The 25057-nt window shown below is 38.8% G+C and carries 25 protein-coding genes and 1 pseudogene; 9 read left to right on the top strand and 17 right to left on the bottom strand.

The features are described 5' to 3' along the window. The first annotated feature begins 164 nt into the window (after positions 1 to 164). Together I6N95_RS22520 and I6N95_RS22515 are read left to right on the top strand one after the other, a co-directional pair. Positions 165 to 1559, top strand: coding sequence for a PTS sugar transporter subunit IIC (locus I6N95_RS22520; RefSeq protein ID WP_209531662.1), 1395 nt, complete (start codon positions 165 to 167; stop codon positions 1557 to 1559). 69 nt (positions 1560 to 1628) lie between these two features. Further along, positions 1629 to 1832, top strand: coding sequence for a DUF3188 domain-containing protein (locus tag I6N95_RS22515; protein WP_209531661.1), 204 nt, complete (start codon positions 1629 to 1631; stop codon positions 1830 to 1832). 98 nt (positions 1833 to 1930) lie between these two features. On the opposite strand, the gene tnpA is transcribed toward I6N95_RS22515, so the two are convergent. Both tnpA and I6N95_RS22505 read right to left on the bottom strand, forming a co-directional pair. Next, positions 1931 to 2452, bottom strand: coding sequence for an IS200/IS605 family transposase (tnpA, locus tag I6N95_RS22510; RefSeq protein ID WP_209531659.1), 522 nt, complete (start codon positions 2450 to 2452; stop codon positions 1931 to 1933). Positions 2453 to 2640: 188 nt separating this feature from the next. Beyond that, a complete protein-coding gene (locus I6N95_RS22505) occupies positions 2641 to 3189 on the bottom strand; it encodes a helix-turn-helix domain-containing protein (RefSeq protein WP_209531657.1) in 549 nt (182 codons plus the stop codon). 750 nt (positions 3190 to 3939) lie between these two features. Here I6N95_RS22505 and I6N95_RS22500 point away from each other — a divergent pair. From I6N95_RS22500 to I6N95_RS22480, 5 genes are all read left to right on the top strand, one after another. Further along, entirely contained in the window at positions 3940 to 5175 is a 1236-nt protein-coding gene (locus tag I6N95_RS22500) for a GGDEF domain-containing protein (RefSeq protein ID WP_209531655.1), read from the top strand. 42 nt (positions 5176 to 5217) lie between these two features. Further along, positions 5218 to 5994: a 4Fe-4S cluster-binding domain-containing protein gene (locus tag I6N95_RS22495; RefSeq protein WP_209531653.1), complete on the top strand. Its 777-nt coding sequence runs from the start codon at positions 5218 to 5220 to the stop codon at positions 5992 to 5994. A gap of 445 nt (positions 5995 to 6439) precedes the next feature. Then, positions 6440 to 8893 (top strand): trans-4-hydroxy-L-proline dehydratase, encoded by a 2454-nt coding sequence (hypD, locus tag I6N95_RS22490; protein ID WP_245249821.1) that lies wholly within the window; start codon positions 6440 to 6442, stop codon positions 8891 to 8893. Positions 8894 to 9132: 239 nt separating this feature from the next. Then, positions 9133 to 9399, top strand: coding sequence for a hypothetical protein (locus I6N95_RS22485; protein ID WP_209531652.1), 267 nt, complete (start codon positions 9133 to 9135; stop codon positions 9397 to 9399). Next, positions 9396 to 9533, top strand: coding sequence for a hypothetical protein (locus I6N95_RS22480; protein WP_209531651.1), 138 nt, complete (start codon positions 9396 to 9398; stop codon positions 9531 to 9533). Before I6N95_RS22485 ends, I6N95_RS22480 begins: the two co-directional genes overlap by 4 nt. A gap of 121 nt (positions 9534 to 9654) precedes the next feature. On the opposite strand, the gene I6N95_RS22475 is transcribed toward I6N95_RS22480, so the two are convergent. From I6N95_RS22475 to I6N95_RS22450, 6 genes are all read right to left on the bottom strand, one after another. Continuing rightward, positions 9655 to 10221: an NADPH-dependent FMN reductase gene (locus I6N95_RS22475; RefSeq protein WP_209531648.1), complete on the bottom strand. Its 567-nt coding sequence runs from the start codon at positions 10219 to 10221 to the stop codon at positions 9655 to 9657. A 15-nt stretch (positions 10222 to 10236) separates the two neighbouring features. Beyond that, positions 10237 to 11259: an LLM class flavin-dependent oxidoreductase gene (locus tag I6N95_RS22470; RefSeq protein ID WP_209531749.1), complete on the bottom strand. Its 1023-nt coding sequence runs from the start codon at positions 11257 to 11259 to the stop codon at positions 10237 to 10239. A 48-nt stretch (positions 11260 to 11307) separates the two neighbouring features. Beyond that, positions 11308 to 12246, bottom strand: a complete 939-nt coding sequence (locus tag I6N95_RS22465; protein ID WP_209531647.1) for a ring-cleaving dioxygenase — start codon at positions 12244 to 12246, stop codon at positions 11308 to 11310. Positions 12247 to 12389: 143 nt separating this feature from the next. Further along, a complete protein-coding gene (locus I6N95_RS22460; protein WP_209531645.1) occupies positions 12390 to 13046 on the bottom strand; it encodes a hypothetical protein in 657 nt (218 codons plus the stop codon). A gap of 225 nt (positions 13047 to 13271) precedes the next feature. Beyond that, positions 13272 to 14609, bottom strand: coding sequence for a M20 family metallopeptidase (locus tag I6N95_RS22455; RefSeq protein ID WP_209531643.1), 1338 nt, complete (start codon positions 14607 to 14609; stop codon positions 13272 to 13274). Between the two features lie 71 nt (positions 14610 to 14680). Beyond that, positions 14681 to 16174 (bottom strand): YfcC family protein, encoded by a 1494-nt coding sequence (locus I6N95_RS22450; protein ID WP_209531641.1) that lies wholly within the window; start codon positions 16172 to 16174, stop codon positions 14681 to 14683. Between the two features lie 345 nt (positions 16175 to 16519). Here I6N95_RS22450 and I6N95_RS22445 point away from each other — a divergent pair, with 345 nt between their 5' ends. Beyond that, positions 16520 to 16837 (top strand): DUF1700 domain-containing protein, encoded by a 318-nt coding sequence (locus I6N95_RS22445; RefSeq protein ID WP_209531639.1) that lies wholly within the window; start codon positions 16520 to 16522, stop codon positions 16835 to 16837. A 130-nt stretch (positions 16838 to 16967) separates the two neighbouring features. On the opposite strand, the gene I6N95_RS22440 is transcribed toward I6N95_RS22445, so the two are convergent. The 4 genes and pseudogenes from I6N95_RS22440 to I6N95_RS27550 all read right to left on the bottom strand — a co-directional run bounded on the left by I6N95_RS22440 (position 16968) and on the right by I6N95_RS27550 (position 17777). Further along, on the bottom strand, positions 16968 to 17216 hold the full coding sequence (locus I6N95_RS22440) for a Beta-galactosidase C-terminal domain (RefSeq protein ID WP_209531637.1): 249 nt from the start codon (positions 17214 to 17216) through the stop codon (positions 16968 to 16970). After that, a pseudogene (locus I6N95_RS27560) lies at positions 17190 to 17312 on the bottom strand (beta-galactosidase trimerization domain-containing protein); the annotation flags it as partial. The gene I6N95_RS22440 and the pseudogene I6N95_RS27560, both read right to left, overlap by 27 nt. Positions 17313 to 17350: 38 nt before the next feature. After that, positions 17351 to 17620 (bottom strand): beta-galactosidase trimerization domain-containing protein, encoded by a 270-nt coding sequence (locus I6N95_RS27555; protein ID WP_209531635.1) that lies wholly within the window; start codon positions 17618 to 17620, stop codon positions 17351 to 17353. Then, entirely contained in the window at positions 17613 to 17777 is a 165-nt protein-coding gene (locus I6N95_RS27550) for a beta-galactosidase trimerization domain-containing protein (RefSeq protein ID WP_209531633.1), read from the bottom strand. Before I6N95_RS27550 ends, I6N95_RS27555 begins: the two co-directional genes overlap by 8 nt. 81 nt (positions 17778 to 17858) lie before the next feature. Here I6N95_RS27550 and I6N95_RS22425 point away from each other — a divergent pair, with 81 nt between their 5' ends. Continuing rightward, positions 17859 to 18395, top strand: a complete 537-nt coding sequence (locus tag I6N95_RS22425) for a CDP-alcohol phosphatidyltransferase family protein (protein WP_209531632.1) — start codon at positions 17859 to 17861, stop codon at positions 18393 to 18395. Positions 18396 to 18535: 140 nt separating this feature from the next. On the opposite strand, the gene fucO is transcribed toward I6N95_RS22425, so the two are convergent. The 5 genes from fucO to I6N95_RS22400 are packed head-to-tail and all read right to left on the bottom strand — an operon-like array spanning position 18536 to position 24816. Then, on the bottom strand, positions 18536 to 19687 hold the full coding sequence (gene fucO, locus I6N95_RS22420) for a lactaldehyde reductase (RefSeq protein WP_209531631.1): 1152 nt from the start codon (positions 19685 to 19687) through the stop codon (positions 18536 to 18538). Between the two features lies 1 nt (position 19688). Next, positions 19689 to 20267, bottom strand: coding sequence for a hypothetical protein (locus I6N95_RS22415; protein WP_209531630.1), 579 nt, complete (start codon positions 20265 to 20267; stop codon positions 19689 to 19691). Then, a complete protein-coding gene (locus I6N95_RS22410; protein ID WP_209531628.1) occupies positions 20254 to 22323 on the bottom strand; it encodes a BglG family transcription antiterminator in 2070 nt (689 codons plus the stop codon). Before I6N95_RS22410 ends, I6N95_RS22415 begins: the two co-directional genes overlap by 14 nt. 25 nt (positions 22324 to 22348) lie before the next feature. Further along, positions 22349 to 23395, bottom strand: coding sequence for a 2-hydroxyacid dehydrogenase (locus I6N95_RS22405; protein ID WP_209531627.1), 1047 nt, complete (start codon positions 23393 to 23395; stop codon positions 22349 to 22351). Further along, entirely contained in the window at positions 23395 to 24816 is a 1422-nt protein-coding gene (locus I6N95_RS22400) for a PTS galactitol transporter subunit IIC (protein ID WP_209531625.1), read from the bottom strand. The genes I6N95_RS22405 and I6N95_RS22400 overlap by 1 nt, the downstream gene beginning before the upstream one ends. Between the last annotated feature and the right edge of the window lie 241 nt (positions 24817 to 25057).

Here is a 25057-nt window from a genome sequence, read left to right as displayed (position 1 = left end):
TACATTAAATAGTGGAACTATTGATTGGAACTGTTTACGGTTCCTCGGTTCATTTATGAAAGGAGGCTTATTATCAGGGTTAGGTAGCATTAATATAACAAAAAAGAAAAGCTTGGAGATCGCCTACCGCAACTAACAAGACTTTTCAATTAGGGGGAAAACAAATGAACGGTTTAATGAATTGGATGGAAAAATACATTTTGCCAACCGCAACAAAAATTGGTTCGCAAAAACATTTGGTCGCTTTACGTGATGCTTTTATTGCGACCATGCCAGCGACAATGGCAGGGGCTATCGCAACTTTACTTAATGCTTTTTTAAGAGATTTTCCAAGAGATTGGGGCTATGATGGTTTTGTCGAAGCAATGGCTCCCATAATCGGGATTAATGGATTGGTTTGGACGGGAACATTAGCAATTATGGCTGTGATTTTTTCAATGACACTAGGCTCCAATTTAGCTAAAGCTTATGATGTCGATCGTCTCTCTGGCTCCGTTGTGTCATTAGCAGCCTTTTTCATGGGACTAACTGACTCAGCACAAGCTGTGTTAACATTGCCAAAAACACTTGGCAAAGATGCTGTTGCAATCATTACAGAAGCTGGCGGCACAGTCGCTGTTGATAAAGGGGTACAAACCATTACAACTGGTGCTTGGGGATACTTTAACTTCGGGAAACATATGGGAGGTTCTGGCTTATTTACTGCCATTATCTTCGGTTTTATTGCCACAATTCTTTTTGCAAAATTAATGCAAAAGAACATTATTATTAAAATGCCTGATTCAGTTCCTCCTGCTGTATCAAAAGCTTTTGCCGCAATTATTCCTGCAGCTGTTGCTCTTTATACAGTCGGAATTATCAACTATACTTTTACAAGAGTTACTGGACAACGAATGATAGATTGGATTACTGAAACGATTCAAGCACCGATGATTAATTTATCTCAAGGGTTTGGTGCTGTTCTCTTAATCGTCTTCATGGTACATCTGTTATGGTTCTTTGGGATTCACGGAACAAACGTCATGTCTCCCATCTTGCAAACTTTGTATGGAACCGCTATGACTGAAAACACCAATGCTTTCCAAACTGGGCAAAAAATCCCTTATAAATGGGTGGCAGGAAGTTTTGAAGCTTTCGTCTGGCCTGGTGGAGCAGGTGTTACTTTAGTTTTAATTATTTCTGTTTTATTACTATCTAAACGAGCAGATTACTTAACTGTTGGAAAATTATCGATTGGACCTGGAATTTTCAATATTAATGAGCCAGTTATGTTTGGGATGCCAGTCGTTCTAAACCCACTCTTTATGATTCCCTTTATCTTAGCTCCAATGGCAACAGCCGCTATCGCATATGCCGCTACTTTTGCCGGCTTGGTTAAACCAGTAGTCGTTAATGTCATTTGGGTTATGCCAACCATTATCAGCGGCTTCTTAGCCACTGGTGGAGATTGGCGCGCGATTGTCTTAACTCTGATTAACCTAGCCGTCGCATTTGTTATTTGGGCTCCGTTTATCATTGCAGCAAATAAAATGGACCCATCGTTAGGAGAGAATGATTAAAGTCTCGTAGGAGTAAAAACAGATTATGTGGAGACTAACATTAGGTAACACGAAAGGAGGGACCAGGTAATGATGGCAAAAAACGGCTTATTTTTAATTAGCATTGGTCTCATTTTAATCATGTTAAGCGCCAATGCAAACACCGGTGTATACGACGGCCTAAGCCTTGTGACAGCAGCCTTTCTCATAATTGTTGGCATTGCTTTAATGCTTTGGCATAAAAGAAGAGCCAAACTTAATAACCTAAACAAACAGAATCGTACTCTAAGCTAAACACAATCAAAACCTCCAGTGAGAACTGGAGGTTTGCTCTTCGGCTGGAAGCCTCTTTTACCGGCCACGGCCTAAAAGGCCTCCTGAGCGGGTCTCCCTCACGCGCCACTTTTTCTCACTGATTCTAAAAGAATCTCATTCTTTTTTATTTTTTTGCTATTTTTATTGCCTGTAAACGGATCATATTCCTCAAATAACGTCAGCTGATCTGCTACGTGATCTTCTTGTACTTGATTACGAATATATTCTTCTATTTGTTTTTTGTTGTGACCAACGGTATCGACATAATAGCCACGACACCAAAACTTACGATTACCATAGCGGTACTTTAAATTCGCATGTCTATCGAAAATCATTAAACTACTTTTTCCTTTTAAGTAACCTATAAAGCCCGATACACTTAACTTTGGTGGAATACTTACTAGTAAATGAATGTGATCTCGACAGGCATTTGCTTCAAGTATTTCAACGCCTTTTCTTTCACATAAAAGTCGAATGATTTCTCCGATGCTTTTCTTGTACTTGCCATAAATGATCTGGCGACGGTATTTAGGCGCAAAAACGATATGATACTTACATTTCCACACGGTGTGTGATAAACTTTGATTGTCCTTTTTCATAAAGGGACCTCCTTTAATGTTAATGATACGGTCGGGAAACCAATATCAGTTTAACATTTTAGGAGGCTTTTTTAATACCTCGCTGGAAGCTCTAAGGAACCACCCGCATAGCAGGTGGTTTTCAAAACATATAAAATAAAAGGATTGACGCTGAAAAATCAGCGCCAATCCTTTTTACCTTTCTTACGTTAAAAATCACTGGGTGTGTGAACAGCGATAAACTTAACCATCTTATTAGTATAATTGGCCCAATTGTGAGGTCGAGAAGACATATAATGGGCAGAGTCTCCTGGATAAACCTGCTGTTCGGTACCATCAATGATCAGCGTCAAAATACCTTCTAAGACATAGATAAACTCTTCTCCCTCATGAGGAGCCCCTGTCACCTGCTCAGTATTTTGACTAGGCAACATTTCTACTAATTTTGGCATCATCCCTTTATCCTCAGGGTTTGAACTCAAAGATTTATAGATGTTTTGATTAATGATTCGCAAAACTGGCTGGTCGTAGCTACGAGTCACGACGTCTTCTCTAGTAGCAGATTCGTCAAAAAAGTAATTGATTGAAACACCTAAAATATCAGCAATTTTAGCCAATTGCTCAACTGCAATCGTCGTGATGCCTCTTTCAAATTGAGATAGATAGCCAATCGAAAGATTCGCCTGTTTGCTTATATCTTTAAGAGTATATCCACGATCTTTTCTTAGCTTTTTAACGGATTCTCCAATTGATTCCATCTTAATTCCCCCTCTTTCAAAACAGCCCTTTTATTATGTTGCGTCGCTCTATTTGCTTAATGAAAATTTCATTCTTATAAATAAAACTATAAAGCACTTTTGAAAAAAGTCAACTTCCCTTTGTGGTTTTAATAAATATTTCACTATTATGAAATAAAACTTGAGATTCCCTTCGCGATAGTCTATAATAACCCTATAAACGTTGATAAAACGAAAACAACCCATTTATCTGTTTCATAAAAATGAAAAACCGGCCTTCAACTAAAGTTTTTCACTGGTGAAATTCACATCCTATTTTCTCCTGTAATAGATATCAGTCAAAAAATGTTGTTAGTTTTTTCACTAAAGGGTTATATAATGGGACCAAAGAACTCATAACCACTGATTACAACTCGCCTAGCAATGTCATTTATTCTTGGAATAAGCCTCCACATTTTTACGAAGAGAGTGACATTTTTTCAATAAAAGATCTTTAATTGTCCTAAAGCGCGTCAACTTAGTGCACTCATTTCGTTTCTAGCACTGCCTTCTCAATTACTTCAAGCATTTGACGGGTTACTGAATTAGAAAAGATCATTTTTAATTAATGGTGAAACCCGATGAATACAAGGGCTAGCAAAACTTTATTCCAGGTCCGACAAGATGGCAACGAACATATTGGGGCCTAACAAACAAAACTTCCTAGTATCTACGCATTTGAATCAAATGGCTCGGAGCTAGTTCACAATAAATCAGAAAGGAGACAACATGATGTTTAATTTATCTGTTATGAACGCGATATTAACCAATTTATCACTAATCATCGGGACGTATCTGACTTTTTACTTCGCCTTTCTTTACTTTGCAACAAAGAAAAAAAGTGCCAATATCTCACTTATGTCCTATCTGGTTTTTAATCGCGCTTCTCTTTCAGCACTTTTACCTATGGGTTTCGTATTTGGTTTCGTCAGCTTTCTGCTTTCCCTTAACCAAATACCGATTTTAGGTGAACATAGTGGTGTCGATACACGTTTCATTCTGATTTATTTTGCCATCATCTTCGGTTCTAAGCAACTGGGATCCATCGCAGCTGCCAACCTAATCTTGTTAACCATTGCTAGCTATCTATCAGGATTTTCAAAAATAGCGCTTGATCAAACATTTTTATCCGTAATTTTAACCATTGTTTTACTGGTTCTTTCTTGTTTTATTAAAGATCGACAACTAACCCTTTGGCAGGCTCATCTTTCATACTTAATTGGGTACTTTATCATCAAACTAGTCATGTTCTCATACTTGACGCCCCCTCTAGTTAATTTGCGAAGTCTGGCTACATATATTCTCTACATTCTGATTTATGCGTTCATTTTCTTTTTATCGGCCTTCATCATAAAGAGTGCCATTACTGTTTCGCAAATCTTACAAAGTTATAAAGAGGCGGCAACCATTGACAGCTTAACAAAAGTTTATAACAAAGACGCCTTTACTTTCTTTTTAGATTTCGTGGCTAACTCCAGTCAAAATAGCAGCAAGACCTTGTCCTTATCTGTCTTGGATATTGATAATTTCAAAAGTATTAACGATACTTACGGCCATCCGATCGGTGATTTAGCTTTACAGCATTTGGCAAGAGTTCTAACGACAATTGACAGTGACAGCATTCATTACGTTTGTCGAATTGGTGGCGATGAATTTGCTGTTATTCACGATCAAAGCCCTGAGGAAGCTGAAGCTTATTATGAAAAAGTCTTTGAGCACTTGCAAACTGAAGCAATTGTGTTGGAAGATCACGCTTTTTTACTAAAAATTTCAGTGGGGTTAACACACTTTGTCCAAAGCCCGAGCTTTAATGTGGATACGGCCGTAAAAAAAGCTGATAATGCTTTATATCAAGCAAAGAAAAATGGGAAAAACCAACTGGTGGTGACAACTAGCCAAGCTTATAAGAAACGTTTTCCTAACTTTACGTTTAAAAAAAAGTTAGTCGCAGATAGACTTGCTAGTTAAGCAAGTTCTAGCTGCGTAACAAGAAAAGAACGAGGTGACTGAATGACTACTCCACTCATATTTAATATTCAGAAATTTTCGGTTCACGATGGTCCAGGGATTCGCACCACGATTTTTTTTAAAGGTTGTCCGATACGTTGTGCCTGGTGCCACAATCCAGAAAGCCAATCTTTCCAAAATGAAGTGATCCTCACAAAAGATGGACAACAGGAGATCGTTGGCAGAACCTATTCCATTGAGGAATTAGTCAGAGAAATTGAAAAAGATACGATCTTTTATGAGCAATCAGGTGGTGGTGTTACTTTATCAGGTGGTGAGGTTATGAGTCAAAATATGGATTATCTCGAAACACTTGTCAAAACCTTAAAAAATCGAGGGATTTCGGTAGTAATTGACACTTGCGGTGTTGCTCCCTTTAAACATTACCAACGGTTAATGCCATATGTTGATTTATTTCTGTACGATTTGAAATTTATTCATTCTGCTTTGCATACCAAATATACTGGAACATCCAATCGACTCGTTTTAGAAAACTTAAAAAAACTAAGCGATGCTGGAGCCGCGATTGATTTACGTCTGATCATGCTAAACTCCCTTAATTCCGATGAACATTCTGTTCAAAAAACGATCGAATGGTTACGAGAAAATATGATTCACTTAGCCTCTATTCACTTACTGCCCTACCATGAATTTGGCAGAGATAAATACCCTCGATTACATAGAGAGACGCCACAACTATTTGCTTCACCTTCCCATGATCGATTGGTGGAGATCCGTCAACAATTTAACTGCTATTGCCCAACCTTTATTAACGAATGAACAAGACAACCAACAATTAACCCAAATGAGGCTTCTAGAAACCTCATTTGGGTTAATCGTTGGTTGTTTTTCGTCTCACTTAAGACAGTACTCCTACTATTTTAAGAGAAGTCAGCTTATTAAAAACGTTCATTAAAGTAATGTTCGTACACTAATTATTATTAGCAATTTATCAAAGAGGAGCCTAGTGTCTCTAAAAGCAAACATACATTTTTTCTGTTTATGAAAATTTATTACTTGAACAAACAAGAAAATAAGCTATAATAAAGGGAAAGAACTAATTTAAACGGTCCTATAAAATAACATTTATTCAATATTTACTTCACAGTTAAGTTATAATAATTTTATTATATGAAAATTTGTTATTTTTTTCACTAAACGAGACTATAATAGAGATTATACCGTTCCATGACTTATCACCAAAATTGAAGGAGGAGATTAAATTATGACGCTCACACTTGAGCCTAACTTACGAGGCTCTACCGATAGAATCAGATTTTTGCGTCAAGAAAGCGAGAAGGGCTATACCCCAACAATTTCCATGGAACGTGCTCAACTCGTCACTGAAGCTTACCAAAAATATGAAGGTGTCTGTCAAAAAAATACGTTACGAGGTAAAACTTTTAACTATTTAATGACGAATCGAACCCTTTTTATCAATAAACGATCGCTAATTGTTGGCGAAAAAGGCCATCAACCATGGGCAGCTCCGACCTTCCCTGAACTTGCCTGCCACTCTCTTAAAGATTTTTACACGATGAATGCTCGGGACAAAGTCTTCTTTAAGGTAAGCAAAGATGATTGTCGAATTCAAGAAGAAAAGATTATTCCATACTGGAGCCAGCGTTCAATGCTTTCTCAAATAACCAGTGTTCTACCTGAAAAATGGCATGACTTATATGAAGCTGGCCTCTATACGGAACCCCTTTTGCAGTTTGGTTTGGGACAAACCGTGGGTGACGAAAAAATTTATCAGCGAGGTTATAAGGACTGCATTCACGATATCGACCTTCAGCTAAGTAAATTGAATTATACTGATGATTTAGAGGCCTTAACAAAGCGGGATGCTCTTGCTGGAATGAAACTAGCCTGTGAAGGTATGGTTACGATGGGAGAACGTTACGCAGAGTTGGCCAGAGAATTAGCTGAAGAAGAAGAAGAATTAACAGCAAAAGAAGAATTATTGCAAATTGCGGAGGTTTGTGACGTAGTTCCCGCCTATAGACCAAAAACATTTAGACAAGCGATCCAAATGTATTGGTTCACTCATATTGGTGTCACCCTTGAAACCAATAATTGGGATTCCTTCTCACCTGGTAAGTTGGATCATTATTTGGAACCTTTTTACAATAAAGAACTTGCCGAAGGTACCTTAACCCGTGAAGAAGCAAAAGAATTGATTGAAAACCTCTGGATTCAGTTTAATAATCAACCTGCCCCACCTACTATTAATATTTCTTTAGTAGGAACGGGAACATATACTAATTTCAGCAATATCAACACTGGCTCGTTACGGGCAAACGGTTCTTCAGGTGTTAGCGATTTGAGCTACTTAATTCTCGAAGTAACCGATGATTTAAAGCTATTACAACCCAGTTCAAATATCCAAGTATCTCGAAAGACCCCTGAACATTTCTTGCGAGAATCTGTTAAAGTCGCTCGTAAAGGATGGGGACAGCCCGCATTTTTAAACTCTGACGCCCTTGTTCAAGAACTTTTAGGTATGGGGGTTTCACTTGATGACGCCCGTGCCAATGGCGTTGCCACTGGTTGTGTCGAAACAGGACTTGCTGGCAAAGAAGCGTATATGTTAACTGGTCACTTAAATTTACCTAAGGTTTTAGAACTGGTGCTCAATAACGGCATCGACAGTAAAACAAATCGACAAGTTGGTTTAGATTTAGGTTCACCTCAAACATTTAGGAGCTACCAACAGCTCTACGATGCTTTTTGTAAACAACTGCAATATGTAGCCAACGTCAAGCTTTCTGGGACAAATATCATTGAGCGTATGCATATGACCCAGTTACCCGTTCCCTTAATGTCAGCTCTCACTGACGACTGCATTGCCCGAGCAAAGGACTATAACAATGGTGGTGCTCGTTACAATTCAACTTCGATTCCTTGTGTGGGGATTTCCACTTTGGTTGACTCGCTTGCCGTTATCAAAAAACATGTTTTCGAGGAAAAACGACTAACACTCGATGAACTACTAATCGCCAGTCATGATAACTTTGACGGTTATGACGATATTCTTAAAATCGTTCGTCATCACACACCAAAATACGGCAATGATGACGACTATGCAGATGATATTTTATATCAGGTAAATGACAGTATTCAAGAGGCTTTAGCTAACCGGCAAACTGTTAAAGGCGCCACAACCAATGTCAGTTACATTCCGATGGCTAATCACATCCAATTCGGACAATCGATGGAAGCCAGTGTTAATGGTCGTCTTGCTAACACTCCTTTACCAGATGGGATTTCGCCTGAAAAAGGGGCCGATCGTTTAGGACCTACAGCAGTGATCAAATCCGCAGCTAAATTAGATCACTTGAAGACTGGTGGAACCTTGCTTAATCAGAAATTCAGTCCAGCAGTAGTGGCTGGCGAAGCAGGGCTCTCCCATATGGTGACCCTTATCCGTTCCTATTTCGCAATGGATGGCCATCATATCCAGTTTAATGTGCTAGACAAAGAAACGTTAATTAAAGCTCAACAACGTCCTGAAGAGTATGAAAATCTAATTATCCGAGTCGCCGGTTACAGTGATTATTTTAACAATCTTGAGAAAGCACTCCAAGACGAGATTATCAACCGAACCGAACAAGGATTCCGACCAGCCGATGTCGAAACAAGCCAAAACGCTCCCCTTCCAAGCATCTGGTCGTTATAGAAATCAATCACCAACCAAAAATCAGAGTTTAGGACTAATGTCCTAAACTCTGATTTTTTCTCACGCCTGTTAATTGAAAAATACACTTCAAAAGGTTTGTGCTCTTTGGCCTAGAAATAAGGGACATCGGAGTAAAACGCCTTCATGCCACAACTGCCTATTTTTTGTTTAAGTTTTCCTTAAGATTCTCTCATACCACACTTATACTATTGGTATAATAAAGTTTGGAGGTGTTAGATATGGGAAGTTTCCAACAGTTTACAAACAGACAGATACAAGAAAACGAGCTCAACAAGTCTTATCACATTGGTGCAACAATCAGTGCAACCAGTGAGTTGATTCCGGGGGTGTTCATCGGACAATTGCTGAAGAAATACACTCATAGTTGTCTCATAGACTTGTCACATAATCAGCAGATCCCTCAAAAGGAATTAGATAAGTTCAATCAGCGAATTATTGTCAGTTATCACAACTGTCAGATTATTTCAGCAGAGGTGATCATGTGAATAACTCGACTTTTGAGGAAATTGAAGATCAACTTAATGAATTAAAACGTTTGATTGCTAGCTATCCTTCAAAGACAACAAAAGAACAACAATTACAGTTGAACTCACTAAAAAAGAACTGGCACATTACCTAGATACCTATCGACAAGTGATTGAGTCTCATCAGCCAATCGTGTTACATCAAAATCAGTTGGACTGGTAAAAAAGAGCCTGAATTTCAGACTCTTTTTCTATTTAAAGCAAGGTCGTTTTAAATTAAAAATCGTATTGAGCATCTTTTATTTCGCGCATGTGCTGGTAAGCTTCAACTAGTAAGACCGTATCTTCAGCCAACCGCTCCAACCTAAAGACGACATCGTCATTGATGATGTCTTTTCTTAGGAAATCTTTTTCCTCAATGAAGACATAGGTTGGAACTAAATTACCTTTCATATAAGAAATAATCGGTTTTAATTGTTGATCAACCATTAAATAATGCTTAGCAGAACCGGCCGTAGCAATTAATGCGACCACCTTGTCACGAAACCCATTGATTGGCAATAAATCAAAAATATTTTTTAATGTCGCTGGGATTGAAGCTTGAAAAGTTGGCGTTCCAATAATTAATGCGTCTGCTGACATGATGGTCTCTAAGACTTGCTTCGTGTCTCCTTCATATTCCCAATAGTTACGGCCATCACTAAACACTATATCATACTCTTTTAAATCGATTAAGGTCACATCATGTAATGGGTATTGCTTTTTAACTTCCGCTAAAGCATATTCTACAGCGGTCCTTGTCTTACTACCTAGTGTTGACCCTGAAATTCCGACTATTTTCATTTCACTACCACCTGTTTATTTTTTTGTGTGTTTCTTCACTTCTGGCATAATTTTGGTGGCAATCAACTCGATATTTTTTTTCAGTTTATCCATCGGCACGCCACCAAAGTCAATTTGTGCTAAGAAACGTTGCTGACCAAATAATTCATATTGATACAGTAACTTTTCAACAATCTGTTCAGGGCTGCCAACCATTAAAGCATCACGGTAATCAGTTGCTTGAGCAAACTGTTGTTTGGGGTACCCGCCACCACGAATGCGTTGCATCCCCACATTTAAGTGAGGATACATCTCTCTTAAAGCTTCTTGAGTCGTATCAGCTGTATAAAATAAGCTAGTGGTCGCAACAGGCATGTCATTAGGATTAAACCCACTTCTTTGCAATGCCTCTCGATAAGCTTCTACAGCCACTTTAAAGTTAACAGCTGGCCCACCAAGCGTCGTTAACGTCATTGGAATACCTGCGTAACCAGCTTTGATAGCACTTGCTGGCGGCCCTCCCACAGCCCTCCAAATAGGTAAGTTACCATTTTTAGGTTGAGGAATGATTTCTGCGTTATTTAATGGTGCTCGAAATTTCCCTTCCCAGGTAATTCTCTCGCCCTCGTTGATCTTTGTCAACAATTCCAACTTTTCTTCGAATAATTCTTCATAATCATCTACGTCATACCCTAACAAATAGTAGGCTCCTACTCGAGACCCTCGCCCTGCCACGATTTCCATTCGACCATCACTAATTAGATCTAAGGTAGCAAAGTCTTCGTAAACCCGAACTGGGTCATGAACACTTAAGACCGTAGCAGAACTTGCTAATTTAATGGTATTCGTTGCTTGGGCGATTGCCCCCAAAATAACCGTGTGGGCCTGACTGGTAAAGTATTCCTGATGACTCTCCCCTAAGGAAAATACATCTAATCCAGCTTCCTCAGAAAATTGGGCTAGTTCGATAATCTCTTGAATCCTTTCTTGATTGCTAATTCGCTGATTATTTAATGGGTTAGCCATATGATCCCCTAATGAATAAAGGCCAAACTCCATTCCCTTAGATTGATCAATTCTATATTTTTCCACACTATTCCCTACTTTCTAAATTAATGGTGACAAATTTGCTTCTATTTCACTGCGGCGTTCCTCTAAAAATGATGGCAACTCCAATTGCTTGCCCAACATTTCCAAGCTCGAATCAATCATTAAGCCTGGACCATCAGTGGCTAACTCAAATAAAATACTGTTTCGATCTCTGAAGTAGAAACTTTCAAAATAGAAACGATCCTTTATCCCACTATTACGATAACCGGCAGTCTCAATCCGTTCAGCCCAGATTTTCATCTCAGCAGAATCCTTAACTCGTAACGCAAGATGATGGACTGTCCCTGCCCCTTGGCGTTCTCTTTGGCCCTTTTGTTGGCGAATAATAATTTCACCACTCGCTTCGCCGGGAACCGCTTGATAAACATCCTCTCCATCTGTCATTTTTACTTTTGTATACCCCAATAAATCAGTTAACATCTTCCCGGTCTCTTCTAATTCACGGACCGTCAAAATAACGGGGCCTATCCCTAAAATGCGAACATTATCTGGGACCTCTGAATGATGGTATCTTTGCCAAAAAGCTGGGATGAAACCATCTTGATGATTCATCAGGTAGAGAGGCAAACCATCAGGATCCTCAAAATAAAGAGCGTCCCGATTATTAATCTTTTCTATTTGACCATGTTTAATTCCCAATTGTTCAAAACGCTGTTGCCAAAATATTAATCCTTCATAAGACTTAACGAGCAATCCAATATGAGAAATGGCGTTGGTTCCTCGCCGAGTTTGTTGCTGTGCCATCTCAAAGAAAGTTAGTTCTGTCCCGGGACTTCCAACTTGATCACCATAAAACAAATGATACATCTGCGGATCATCTTGGTTAACCGTTTTCTTCACTCGACGTAAACCTAAAACTTCCGTATAGAAATGATTGTTTTGCGTCGCATTATCGGTAAACATTGATATATGATGATGCCCTAAAATCCTTGCCATCGTCATCCCTCCTCGATTTTTTTTACTTCTTGAGTATCACTTTACTAGTAAAGTGATGCTTTTGCAATTTTTATGCTTACAAAAAGAAAGCAACTCAAAAAAACTTGTCGCCGATAACAGACCACAAGTTTTTTGGAGTGACACTATTTATTTTTCTTTAACTGTTTAATTTCTTTTTCAATCGCGTCGATTTGTTTTCCTAAAGCTTTTTGCTCGTTTTTATCACGAGAAACTTTCTTTTGAGCTACTAATTCCATTTTTTTGGCAATCAACTCTTGAATTTTTGCTTCGTTAGATATTTGACTTGTAGTATCCCCGGGTGTTACCGTTGAACCACCTTGATTACCAGCTTTCAAAGCTGTAATTTCGCGCTCAATTTCCCCTAAACGAATACCCAATGCTTGTTGTTCACGCCAATCGGTCGATACTTTTTTCTTAGCGATCACTTCTTGTTTTTCTTGAATCAAAGCCGCAATTTGTTCTGCTATAGTCAAATTGCCATTATTCTCTGAACCTGTACTACCATTATTTCCAGTATTTCCCCCACTCTTAAGAGCGGCAATTTCACGTTCGATTTCTCCAAGACGAATTCCCAGAGCTTGTTGTTCACGCCAATCAGTCGATACTTTTTTCTTAGCGATTACTTCTTGTTTTTCTTTAATTAAAGCATTGATTTTATCCGTATTACTCGCACTTACTTTGACTGCTGCTTCCGCCTCAACTGAATTAGCAACAACTCCTGCACTTGCAACTGTTAAAACCGCTCCTGCAAGTAATAACCCTTTAATCATTTTATTCATCCTATTGACCTCCGTAAATGTTTTTTAATCACTATTATTCTATTTAGTATTCTTTTATAGATAATAGTGATTTGTATCTTAACTATAGTCTCTTTGTACATATATGTCAACTACTATTTTATTAACATTAGCTATTTATTAAAATTAGCCCTGTTATCAAGCCATTCTCATTACAAAAGAAAAAAGCCAACATCTCTTAGACATTGCCTTTTTTCACAAACCTATTTACTTTTTACCACACAAGCGATAAATCGCCTCTGCGTATATTTCCATTGTTTTTCCCATCTCTGCTAATTGCCAGATTTCATTTGGTTGATGCATTGTATCTTTAGTAGTGTCAAACATCGCCCCAAAAGCGACACAATTAGCCATTGTGCGAGCGAAAGTCGCCCCACCAGAAATTTGCGGCTCACGCATATCTCCTGTTACATCACGATACGCCGCTAATAAAGTTGTCACTAACTCAGACTCAACAGGGACATACAAAGAATCCAAATAATCATGTTCCTCATAAACTAGTCCATAAATTTCGCCAGCTTCTTTCAACTTTTCTTCAACATCTATCTTCTTAAAAGTAACAGGTATTCGAATGTCAATGCCTATTCTGGTCTCATTTTTATTTATTTCAACAGTTGCAGCATTAAATGTCAGCGCACCTGAAGCCTCATCCTTAAACTCACCGATGACACTCTTGCCATTGGCATCACTTTTTATAACTCTCCCTAAGAAGTCGATAGCTTTGTGATCGTAGACAGCAGTCATGGCTTCTGCTAAACGAGTATTAGCATTTATGCCTTGAGGGGCATCTTTCGAATGAATTGACTTTCCTTTAACGTATAATTTGTCGTTCTTTTCCTCAAAATCATAACCTAGTCGACTTAATTCCCGGCTTACCTCTGGCAATCGATCCCCAGAATAAACCGCCGTGTCTGCTACAACATTTAAGGCTGCCCCGCCGCTAAATGAGAACTCATCACTCCCAGTACCAGTTAAATAAACTTGCAACAACCCTTTTTCGGCGTATATTACAGGGAATTGAGCATCAGGCGCAATGCCCATATCAATTCCTTTTTCCTTTTTATGATACTGCTCCATACAACGCCACAGATTCTCTTCATCTGTTCCAAAAATAAATCTGATTTTTTTGTCAAATTCGACACCAGCATCCATTAAGGCTTTCACAGCATAAAGGGCGGCCATGGTTGGTCCTTTATCATCTTGAACGCCACGGCCAATAATAGCCCCATCTTTAACTGTCGCTTCAAACGCTGGTGTCTCCCACAAAGATTCATCTCCAGCAGGTACTACATCCATATGACAAAGCACACCAAAAATCTCTGTCCCTTGTCCCACTTCCGCATAACCGTAATAGCCTTCAGGATCAAGATAGGTGGAAAAACCTTGCTCCTTAAAGATGGCAAGACACTCTACCAAGCTATCCAAAACATCTTGACCAAATGGTGCCCTTTCAACAGCCTTTTGCAAATAAGAAGGAACACCTACAATTCGTCGTAAATCGTTAATTGCCGCTTCCTTATGTAGTTCTGTAATAAATGACTTCATAATTTTCACTCACTTTCTTTGATTATCTGTAACGCTTAATTCTCAGTTACTTCATCACTAATAAAGTAACCTTAAAAAAGGGTCAAAATGGCTAAATAAGTACACGTAATGATAAAAATTAGGATCATTAATTTAGTGACAAATTTAAACCACACCCTTAAATCAGTATGGGCAATTGTCACAGCTCCCATTACAATGGCTGAAGTTGGGGTGACTAGATTGGCCCAGCCAGAAGCTGCTTGGTACGCCGTGATAATAACATCTTTTGAGACACCTGCAAAATCGCCCATCGGCCCGATTATTCCCATCGTTGCAGCTGCCAAACCAGACGTTGAGGGAATCAAAAAGGACATTGGAATATAGAAAATATATGCCAGAACAGCGAACACTCCTGAAGATAAGTTCTTCAAACCAGACTCACCTAAATGGAGAATTGTCGCCGTAATAGCCCCATCGTTCATCACAACTTGAATTCCTTTAGCAACGGCAACGACAATGGCAACTCCCACAAATTCTCCCGCACCTTCCAAAAAGGTTGAAACAAACACTTTTTCTGACATTCCATATAAAAAGGCAATGACGATCGACATCGTTAGCATCAACATCGTAATTTCACCAAAGTACCACGTACCGAGTGGTGCCATATCTTTGCCTAAAAAGACCCCAATTACTGGCAAGCCAGTTACCCATGCTGTCAGTGTTTCAAAAAAAGTCCAATTAGCATTAATAGTTGACCAGGGAACTAAGCCGATAATCAGTATGACAAACGTCACCACAAACATTAACAATACTTGTTTTTGTTTTTTACTGATATCTTCAATGTCATCAATATTTATTTTGAACCTTTCCAAGTCTTCTTCTCGTTGATTATATAGGAGAGAAGCTTGCGGATTATTTTCAACCTTTTGTGCATAGCGATACACATAAATAATACTCACTGTTAGTAAAATAATCAATAGAATAATCCGTGACAGCAAGCCTTCGCCAGGACTAATCCCTAATATACCGGAAGCCACCCCAGTGGAAAAAGGATTAACAGTTGATGCCAAACACCCGATTTGTGACCCAATCAAAGGCACCGCAATGGCTACAACCGAATCAAACCCCACTGCTAGCATGACAGGAATAAGCAAGGGATAAAAGGCCAATGTTTCTTCCGCCAACCCAAATGTTGTTCCGCCGATGGCAAAAATAATCATTAAAATGGGAATCAACGATTTTTCTTTCCCTTTACGGCTCTTAATGATCGTAGCCACCCCTGCATCAAAGGCACCTGTTTTATTAACAATTCCTAAAAGCCCACCAATAAACAAAATAAACAGAGAGATTTCAATTGCTCCACCAGTTGTCTCGTTTCCCACCATACCGATAACTGGTGCCATCAAGACATCCCATAACCCTTGTGGTTGCCTGGAAATTCGTTCATAAGTTCCTGCGATGTAATTTCCTGTTTCTGAATCAACCTGATAGTGTCCAGCCGGTACAATCCAGGTTAATACGGCAATAACGGCAATGATGATAAATAAGACCGTATAAGCCGAAGGCATTTCAAACTTCCTCTTCATCCATCTCACTCCTCTTTTTTCATCGTGATTCGCCCTTCATGTTTGTCGCCAAAACAAGCGGACTTCGTTTGATACTCCCATGAGATCTAGCTAAACATCCTCTAATTCTCGCTCACCCCTTTTCTTACCTACAGTCTAACATTTTCACAGATCATTCACTAACAGTATGGTAAAACTATCATAAATAAATCACTGTCTTTCATGACGATTTAATCCGTTTACATATACTTAGAAAAAGAACTGACTAAAAGACTAGATAAAACTCCGACCTCAGTCTGATGCTGGAGCCTTTCCCAAATGCTAAACTTAGGTCATAAGTTAATCACACATTGGAGGAAGTACATTATGAGAAAAGTAAATATTTTTGCAGTAATCGGGTTATTCTTTTTTAATCTAGTCGTTATGTTAGGAGCGGTTATCACCATTTATGCCTTACTAGCCAGCGCTTGGATTGTCGCAATTAGTTTCATCGCTTCACCAGCTTTACTTGTTTTAGCCGCACTAAGTGGACTACAAGCGATGTCTGTTGTGAATTTAATCTCATCGATCCTATTAGCGACGTTAGCATTTATCAGCTTCCCACTTTTAACGCGAGTTTCTGCTTTAATCCTCACACTTTCAAGACAATATATCGATTTTAATAAAGCGATGATTTATCGTTAAAAAGCTTTACTACAGGAAAAAAAGAGTCAAAACCAGCTGATTGGTTTTGACTCTTTTTTTGTTACTTTATAGGAAAGTATAAAACTTTCTATATATCGCAGTTTGGATCCAGCTTCACGTTCAGCTTTTCTTATTTAATCAACACTCTAACCTCATAAGGAGCCAGTGTGACTTGACCTGAGACCCTTTGATTTGATACTAGATCCATGATTGGTGCTTGCAATTCTACAGTTTGCGATTCTTCCGAAAAGTTCATCATAAAATAATAGTGATGATCTTTATCTTGTCGGCTTTGAATCGAAACATTCGGCTGACTTTTAACCACAATGTTATCTAATAAAGTTAAGTTATCCGTGATCTCTCCATAAATGCGTTCCAACAAGTCGCTGTTAGTGCGAGCACCTATATAATAAGCTTTTCCTGAACCACACTGATTGACGGTAACAGCAGGCGTTTGTTGATAAAACTGATTCTGATAGACAGCTAACTCGCTATATAGTTCCCATTAAATAATCATCCAATGGAACTATATGTTTGATTATTTAACAGGATGTATATAGCACCTTTTAAGACAACTCGAGAACAATAATCTTTCGCCGAATACATTTGCGAACCATAGTCTATGGAGACCTGATCTTTCGGATACAGAGTATCAGTTTCTAACAGATTAATGCCAAAAATAGCTTGCAACTCCTTCGGCCATCCGCCCAAATAAGCTAAATCCGACTCATTAACATATCCTGTTAAATAGGTTGAGACTAACTTGCCACCTGCTTCAACCAATTTTTTGCCACTTCAGCATTGTTTCCTCACGAATTAAATACATCATCGGGGCAATGACTAACTCATACTGACTAACATCCTGTTCAGAAGTAATCACATCCACTGAAAAATCATGGTTCCAAATGATATCCGGTTGACAACTTAACCAAAACTTCAATCACCTAATAAAAAGGTTGACTAGGACGCTCTTCAAGATGATAATTTAATCAAAGCATCGTTACATAATCGGAGGAAAATCATGCTAATTTATTTGCCGAATGTTCTCTCAACGCTCCGCTTGTTACTGGCGCCCACTATGTTTTTTGTCACAAACCAGCCACTAGCATTGCTGGGGATTTATCTTTTAATTGGTATCAGTGACATAATGGACGGTTGGTTGGCTCGCCACTATCAAGTGGAAAGTAAACTTGGTGCGAAACTTGATAGTTATGCGGATTTTGTATTTTGGATCACGATTTTACTACTCATCCTAACACGCCTTGATCTAGAGTTTCCCCTCATATCCAAGCTGTTCATTAGTTTAACTTTGATTATTCGACTCGTGAACTTGGTTCTAACCAAACTAAAATTCAACAACTGGGCAATGATGCACACTATCGCAAACAAAATGGCTGGCTTTTCTTTATTTATTTTTCTACCATTGGTTTTCTTTACCAAAAATGCTCATTGGTTTATAGTGATCCTCCCCATGATAAGCGCTTTGGAAGAAACGGTTATTCTTGCAACCACCGATAGATATGACATCAATCAAAAATCCTTGCTAAAGAAAAGATAAATCAAATTTATTCAAATCAGACTTATCTTTTTAGCATTAAGCATCGCTGATGGTTTTGAGCTATCTCATCACTTCCAACTGAACAGAGACCATTGATCAGCAGCAACATACCGATTACCTTTTATGCAATAGAATCGCCTTTACATCAAACTTTGATATAAATCCATAATTTCTTCAACCATAACCTCTCTAGGATTTCCCGCCGTGCAAACGTCACGAAGAGCATCCTCAGCAATAGCTGAAATATCCTTTGCCTGAACCCCCAACTCTGAAAGAGTGGCTGGAATCTCAACATCTCTGCTCAGCTGACGGATCGCCCTTACTGCCGCCTTCCGTACTGCTTCTAAACTCATTGTTTGAGCTTCTGGTACCTTCAAAGCATTAGCAATATCACGGTACTTTTCTCCAGTAAAGTCTTTGTTAAACGCCATGATGGTTGGTAAGAGTGATGCGCAAGCCACTCCGTGAGGGATATTGTACCAGGCACTTAAGGGGTGAGCCATGCCGTGGACCAACCCAAGTCCAACGTTGGAAAAGCCCATTCCCGCAATGTATTGACCTAAAGCCATCGCTTCACGGCCTCTTGGGTCACCCTTTACCGACTCTCTAAGCGAACTCCCGATGATCTCAATCGCTTTAAGATGCAACATATCTGTCAGCTCCCATGCATCTTTGGTAAGATACCCTTCAATGGCATGAGTCATAGCATCCATCCCCGTGGCTGCTGCTAAGTTTTTCGGCATTCCCATCATCAGCTCGCTGTCCACAAATGACACAATCGGGATATCATGTGGATCAACACACACAAACTTGCGATGAGTTGTTTCATCCGTAATCACATAATTAATCGTCACTTCCGCAGCCGTTCCAGAAGTCGTAGGCACTGCAAAAATTGGCATACTGGGATTTTTCGTGTCAGCAGTCCCTTCTAAACTCAGCACATCAGAAAATTCAGGATTAGCCACAATCATTCCAATCGCTTTAGCTGTATCAATTGGCGAACCACCGCCAATCGCAATCAAGCAATCTGCTCCTGAAGCCTTAAAAGCCGCTACACCAGCTTTCACTATAGTGATGGTCGGATTCGGCACAATGTCGTCATAAACCTCGTAAGCCACTTTTTCTTCATCCAGTAAGTCAATGACATTCGTTGCCACTCCAAACTCGATCAAATTCTTATCCGTTATGATCAAAGCTTTTTGAAAATCTCGTGCCTTAAACTCTGGCACAATCCTTTCAATTGCGCCTTTTCCAAAATACGAAGTTTCATTTAAAATCATTCTATTTGCCATTTTATCGCTCCTTTAAATAGTTTTTTTTAAGTTGCTTAGACAATTCCTTTGCCTCTTGTTCCTTTTTAAATGGGATTACCTTTTTTAACTCACCATAATATAAGGTCAGAGTATAATAACTATCTTTGGCGGCAATCTGGGTCTTAGTTAACCCTTTTGTGGGAAATAGCTGAAATAACCCCTCTCTAAAGTCCAACAACAAATAATCTTTAGTTCCAACAATTTGATTTTTATTCGAAACAAAGAGCTTATTCAATTTTAGCTGTTCGACTAACTGTTTATCCAATTGTTTAATCGCTTCAATACTATCTATTTCAAAGGTTTGATAAAGCTCATCGATTAGTGGTTGATTTTCGCTCCTTCTCTTCATTAAAGACACGATAATTCCGCCAATTGGTAAGATAGCCATTGTCCATAAAACGGCAGAAGTATTTTGAAAGGACGTATTTTTTTGCCAAAAGTATTCATTAATCACATACAATAAGCAAATCACGGCCATCCCTTTAAGAAAAATAGTTAGCTGATTCAAGGTTTGACTAAAAGATATTTTTCGCATGAGGATTCCTTTATTTGAAAACATATTCTTGATTCACCTCCTGTAAAACCTTTTCTAAGTATTTCCGCAATTCTTTTTCATAATTTGTAGACAAGATATTTTTTAAGTGAAGCGAATTATGGACTAACGTGTAGAAGGTGGAAACAGCGTTCATATGACCTTTTTGATCTTCTGGTGCAATTAACACAATCAACCTGACAGATAACTCTTGACTAAAAGCGACTGGATGCGTCAGCTTTAATAGGGACATACTTAATTTATTCACCCCATCCTCAAAACCAGCATGAGGAATTGCTGTCTCGGGTGCAACAACAAAATAAGGATATTCTGGATTATAATCTGCGATAATTTTATCTAAATATTTAGGTTCGATTAACCCTTCATTAACCAAGGGCTTGCCTGCTAACAGAATCGACTCCGCTAGCGACAATGGTTTATCATAAAATTGAATGTGGTTTAAAGGCAGTAAATCCAATAAAGAGTTTTTACTTGTCGGGTCGGTTTCTGAAATAGTTTCCTCATACTCCAAAGAAGACAAATAGTTATTTAATGCCTTTTCCAAGTGCTCTTTATCAGCAATGTTGCCATACCTTTCAATTAAACCGATTAATTTGTCTGTACTCACTACGGCCGGAAGATTATTGGTTTCTATTCCATTAAGTTCACTTTCAACTTTTTGCTTCAATTCTCTTTTTTCATACTCACTCAAAAAATGCTTGATGATAAAGGTTTGCCGATCAGTATCAAGATAAACAGTCGAAAAAATAAAGTCAGCTGCAGGCTCTTGCTCATAAAACTCACGTAGTGAAATAAAGCGAATAAAATGAAGCTGTGGAAAAAGTTCCTTTAAGGTTTCCAAAAGTAGCCGCGAAACCGAAATCCCATGAATACAAACAACGATAGCTGTTTGTTTAGCCTTAAGCTCCCGCAACTCCTCTTTGAGAAAGCTGAGAAAAATAATCGTTAGGTAAGCCAGCTCCTGTTCTGGGAAACGTAGGTCCATAAGCTCTTCAATTGGCTGAATCGACGTTCGAACAAAGTCATGAAAATAATCATATTCCTGGATAACCTGTTCAGATAAAGAATTAAAATCTGGTACACCAAATTTAATTCTGTAGATTGCAGGGATCAAATGCTGATATAAACTATCGCAAAGTTCTTCTCTCTCTTCCAATTGGGTAATGCTTAACCGTTCAAAATTAGCAACAGATTGAAAGATAGCTGCCATCAACCGTTGATCTTTCAGACTAACGTTATTTTGAATGGTGTTTGTGCCAAGGATTTGAATCGTGATAAATTGCAATTCATTTTCAGAAAGTGAAAATTCGGAAAATATTTCTGAAATTTTCTGATGAACGGACAAATCCACATATTTCTCTAGCCACTCAACTTTAAGAGCCTCCCCTCGGGACGTTCGCCACACGCACATATATATAACATAAGAAAGTTGAATTAGCTTGCCTTCTGAAAAAAAGACATTTAGCTTTTGTTCCAACTCGCCAATCTTAGTTTCAATTTTGTGAATCAGCTTTTGATCAATTTTAAGAACCTGTTGAATCGTGTGAAAGACCACTCTATCCTCAATTACTTCCTTTAAGAGCGTAATAGCTAACCGACGAATATCCAGCTCTTTTCCGCTAATAGCATAACTGTTTTTTCTGGAATAAATTAAATCAAGCCCTTGATTTCTAAGGAGTTGCTTAATTTTTCTCATGTCTGATAAAACTGTATTTTTACTGACGATCAAGGTCTCTGCCATAGAGGCCAACCTTTGATTGCGGTTAAATATCAACATCAATAATATATAATCCAGCCGTTCTTGGTCTGAAAAATGGATCAATGACGAACAATTTTCAATGAACTGTTTTTTCTCCAGCATCGTCAACTCAATATACAAACGCTGGTTTTTTCTTTGAATCACGGGTAATTCGGCCTGCATTAACTGCTCATTGATTTTTTTCAAGCGATAAGTCAGCTGCCCTTTTGTCATTCCAAGTTCAGAAAGAAGCGTCATCATAGAAATACCTGATTTATTCACAATCATTTCAATCATCTCAATCGTCATCGAGTCCATCTTCATTCACTACCTTCTTTTATACGATTGTTTACAAGCGGATCAACATGTCACTTTTTCCAGTCTCAAAATAGCCATTTAGAACATTTCTCAATAAATAAGGTGACCGAGGGATCGCATCAATGGTATCCCCTGCAATATGCGAGGTTAAGGTGACATTATCTAGTTGTAATAAGTCATCTTCTTGTTGAATAGGCTCTGACCAAATAACATCTAAAGCAGCTCCAGCAATCCGTTTTTCCTTCAAAGCTTCAACTAAATCCCCTTTATTTAAAATCGCCGCACGAGCTGTATTAATCAAATAAGCACTAGGTTTCATTAAAGAGATTAACGCCTTGTTTACCATATTGGTTGTTTCTGGTGTAACACGCACATGAAGAGAAATAACATCCGCCTCTGAAAAAACTTCCTCCAATGCTTTGAAAGTTACTTGCAAACCTTCCGCAACAATCGCTTCTTGATCCACAAAGGGATCGTAGACTAGCACCTCTACACCTAAACCATTCAGACGCTGAACAACCAATTTTCCAATATACCCTAGCCCAATCAATCCTACTTTTAAATTAGCAAGAGTCGTTTTATAGGGATCATTGGAAAAACTTTTACGCCATTTGCCTGCCATGACTGCTTGATGAGAACGGGCAATATTACGGGTTTCAGCAAAGATCAATCCTAACGTAAAATCAGCAACAGGCTCTGCATTTCGAATCACATGAATTAAGGGAATGCCCTTTTCTTTCACAGCATCTACAGCGACGTGTTCAATTCCACCACGACAAGTGCCAATTAGCTTAAGTTGCTGTGCAGCAGCGATCATTTCCTTTGAAACGGGAGCGATGTGCACTAATAAATAATCAGCCTCTATCATTTCCGGTAAAATGCCTTCAGGAATATCAACCGCCTCTGGCCCGCCTTTTTCAATCAACAAAATCTTTTCTTGAAATTGATCCTTTGTTAAATCCCCATGCCATTGAAACTCTACCACCTCAATAGGTCCAGGGATATTTAGCTGTCCAGCTGCTTCTTTTAGGGTGGCACTGCTAACTAAACGATCTCCTACTACGACTACTTTTGTCATTAAGAAATGACCTCCTCTGTGATGATTTGCGCACCGGCTTCCAATTGCGCCTGCCGTTCAAGATAGTCGTGAATGGCGGCTTTTTTCACTCGAACAAATAAATACAAGGCAATATAGACAACAATCGATAACCCGATCCACAAGGGATTTTGAGTCATAAAAATTAGAAACAAACCTCCCATAATGTGATTCGTCATGACAGCAAAACTACATATTAATAACGCCCCTGCTGGCAAATTTACGCCCACTTCGATCGCAACTTCGGTAAAGATTGGCGCGACGGCCGTAATCATATACAACCCGCCAACACACCATAAAGTACCACTGATTAAGGACTTAAAAATATTTCCATTAGATATACAGATAATCAATTCAATCATATAAGGGATCGCAATCAAATCAACCATCGGCAAGGTTTCATTACCTGGTAGAACAATCGCCAAAATCAAGACAATTGGCATTAATAGCATTCCAGTTAACAACGTTGCCGTTTCTCCGTAACCTGCTGCATCATTAATCGCAAGATACCAAACCCGATCTTTTCCACCCGATTTTGCCGTGCGTTTTGAGGCATCTGTGATAGTGGTAAATGCTGAAGCAAAAATCCCAGCAATCTTCGGAAAAATCGCCATAATTGCGGCTGTGGCAACACCAACTGTCGCAATTTCTCCCCAACCTTCAAAAGTATTCAGCCGCATAAAGTTGCCAGCCAGACCTAATAACATTCCTAGAATAAACCCAAGCGAAACAGGTTCACCAAGAAAGCCTAATTTATCTTGAATCGTCTCAGGGTTCCATTGAACTTTGTTTGCTCCTAGCTTAGTTAACAACCAATCCATTCCGACCGCTAAAGGAACTGAACAAATATGATGAGGGGCCGTCATGGTACACCTTGGATAACCATAATAAACTGACCAACGTTTTGCCACAATTTCTGAAAAAACTAATGAATACAAATTTGACAGAACCATTAAACCAATAGAAAGCCAAAGATTTTTAGTTGAAATGTAAAGCATCGAGCCCCAGAGCATAAATGAATAGTTATTCCACAAATCGGAAGGCATAAAAATATCCGTATACTTAATTAAAAATAGCACCAGTTGCATCACTAAACCAAGACCTAAGAAAATCATTCCCACCTGTGTTGAATAAGCCACGACACTAGTGGCCTGCCAGCCTGTATCCAAGATTCTTAAATTTACACCTGTTTCCTCAACCATCCGGTTTACGGCAGGGGTTACAATTGGTGAATAAGCACCAATGATCATATTGAAGCCAGTTAAACCAATTCCAGCATTTAATGCTGCTCCAAAAGCCTTCTTAGGCTTAACCTTCATTATTAAAGCAATAAAAAAGATAATTATTGGGACGACAATTGCAGCACCAAATGAATCCATTATTTTAGAAAGAATATCAAGCATTTTTTTCATCTCCTCTACGCTTACGACTGCCCTTAGCAATCATCTTTGTTGTGTTTGGTGAACATCCTGAAAATGAGGCAATCTCAGTAGTTTAGTTACCTGCTTACGCAGCCGATTTTTGGTCTGTTCATCCTTCAAACAGTGATACGGCCCAAACTTTGAGCAAGTACTTTATTTGACAGTCTACATTTCTTTAAGTCTTCCCTTTGGCAGCCTCATTTTCTAATCTTCCTAAGAATCA

Origin of the sequence: Vagococcus allomyrinae (genome assembly GCF_017829975.1) — a bacterium.
In the GTDB taxonomy this organism is placed as follows: domain Bacteria; phylum Bacillota; class Bacilli; order Lactobacillales; family Vagococcaceae; genus Vagococcus_D; species Vagococcus_D allomyrinae.
This window is presented reverse-complemented; position numbering and strand designations above follow the sequence as displayed.

What these genes read in the sequence shown, in the direction of transcription:
- I6N95_RS22520 (WP_209531662.1), top strand. Translation starts at nt 165, where the DNA reads ATGAACGGTTTAATGAATTGGATGGAAAAATACATTTTGCCAACCGCA.
- I6N95_RS22515 (WP_209531661.1), top strand. Translation starts at nt 1,629, where the DNA reads ATGATGGCAAAAAACGGCTTATTTTTAATTAGCATTGGTCTCATTTTA.
- tnpA (WP_209531659.1), bottom strand. Translation starts at nt 2,452, where the DNA reads ATGAAAAAGGACAATCAAAGTTTATCACACACCGTGTGGAAATGTAAG.
- I6N95_RS22505 (WP_209531657.1), bottom strand. Translation starts at nt 3,189, where the DNA reads ATGGAATCAATTGGAGAATCCGTTAAAAAGCTAAGAAAAGATCGTGGA.
- I6N95_RS22500 (WP_209531655.1), top strand. Translation starts at nt 3,940, where the DNA reads ATGTTTAATTTATCTGTTATGAACGCGATATTAACCAATTTATCACTA.
- I6N95_RS22495 (WP_209531653.1), top strand. Translation starts at nt 5,218, where the DNA reads ATGACTACTCCACTCATATTTAATATTCAGAAATTTTCGGTTCACGAT.
- hypD (WP_245249821.1), top strand. Translation starts at nt 6,440, where the DNA reads ATGACGCTCACACTTGAGCCTAACTTACGAGGCTCTACCGATAGAATC.
- I6N95_RS22485 (WP_209531652.1), top strand. Translation starts at nt 9,133, where the DNA reads ATGGGAAGTTTCCAACAGTTTACAAACAGACAGATACAAGAAAACGAG.
- I6N95_RS22475 (WP_209531648.1), bottom strand. Translation starts at nt 10,221, where the DNA reads ATGAAAATAGTCGGAATTTCAGGGTCAACACTAGGTAGTAAGACAAGG.
- I6N95_RS22470 (WP_209531749.1), bottom strand. Translation starts at nt 11,259, where the DNA reads ATGGAGTTTGGCCTTTATTCATTAGGGGATCATATGGCTAACCCATTA.
- I6N95_RS22465 (WP_209531647.1), bottom strand. Translation starts at nt 12,246, where the DNA reads ATGGCAAGGATTTTAGGGCATCATCATATATCAATGTTTACCGATAAT.
- I6N95_RS22460 (WP_209531645.1), bottom strand. Translation starts at nt 13,046, where the DNA reads ATGAATAAAATGATTAAAGGGTTATTACTTGCAGGAGCGGTTTTAACA.
- I6N95_RS22455 (WP_209531643.1), bottom strand. Translation starts at nt 14,609, where the DNA reads ATGAAGTCATTTATTACAGAACTACATAAGGAAGCGGCAATTAACGAT.
- I6N95_RS22450 (WP_209531641.1), bottom strand. Translation starts at nt 16,174, where the DNA reads ATGAAGAGGAAGTTTGAAATGCCTTCGGCTTATACGGTCTTATTTATC.
- I6N95_RS22445 (WP_209531639.1), top strand. Translation starts at nt 16,520, where the DNA reads ATGAGAAAAGTAAATATTTTTGCAGTAATCGGGTTATTCTTTTTTAAT.
- I6N95_RS22425 (WP_209531632.1), top strand. Translation starts at nt 17,859, where the DNA reads ATGCTAATTTATTTGCCGAATGTTCTCTCAACGCTCCGCTTGTTACTG.
- fucO (WP_209531631.1), bottom strand. Translation starts at nt 19,687, where the DNA reads ATGGCAAATAGAATGATTTTAAATGAAACTTCGTATTTTGGAAAAGGC.
- I6N95_RS22415 (WP_209531630.1), bottom strand. Translation starts at nt 20,267, where the DNA reads ATGTTTTCAAATAAAGGAATCCTCATGCGAAAAATATCTTTTAGTCAA.
- I6N95_RS22410 (WP_209531628.1), bottom strand. Translation starts at nt 22,323, where the DNA reads ATGAAGATGGACTCGATGACGATTGAGATGATTGAAATGATTGTGAAT.
- I6N95_RS22405 (WP_209531627.1), bottom strand. Translation starts at nt 23,395, where the DNA reads ATGACAAAAGTAGTCGTAGTAGGAGATCGTTTAGTTAGCAGTGCCACC.
- I6N95_RS22400 (WP_209531625.1), bottom strand. Translation starts at nt 24,816, where the DNA reads ATGCTTGATATTCTTTCTAAAATAATGGATTCATTTGGTGCTGCAATT.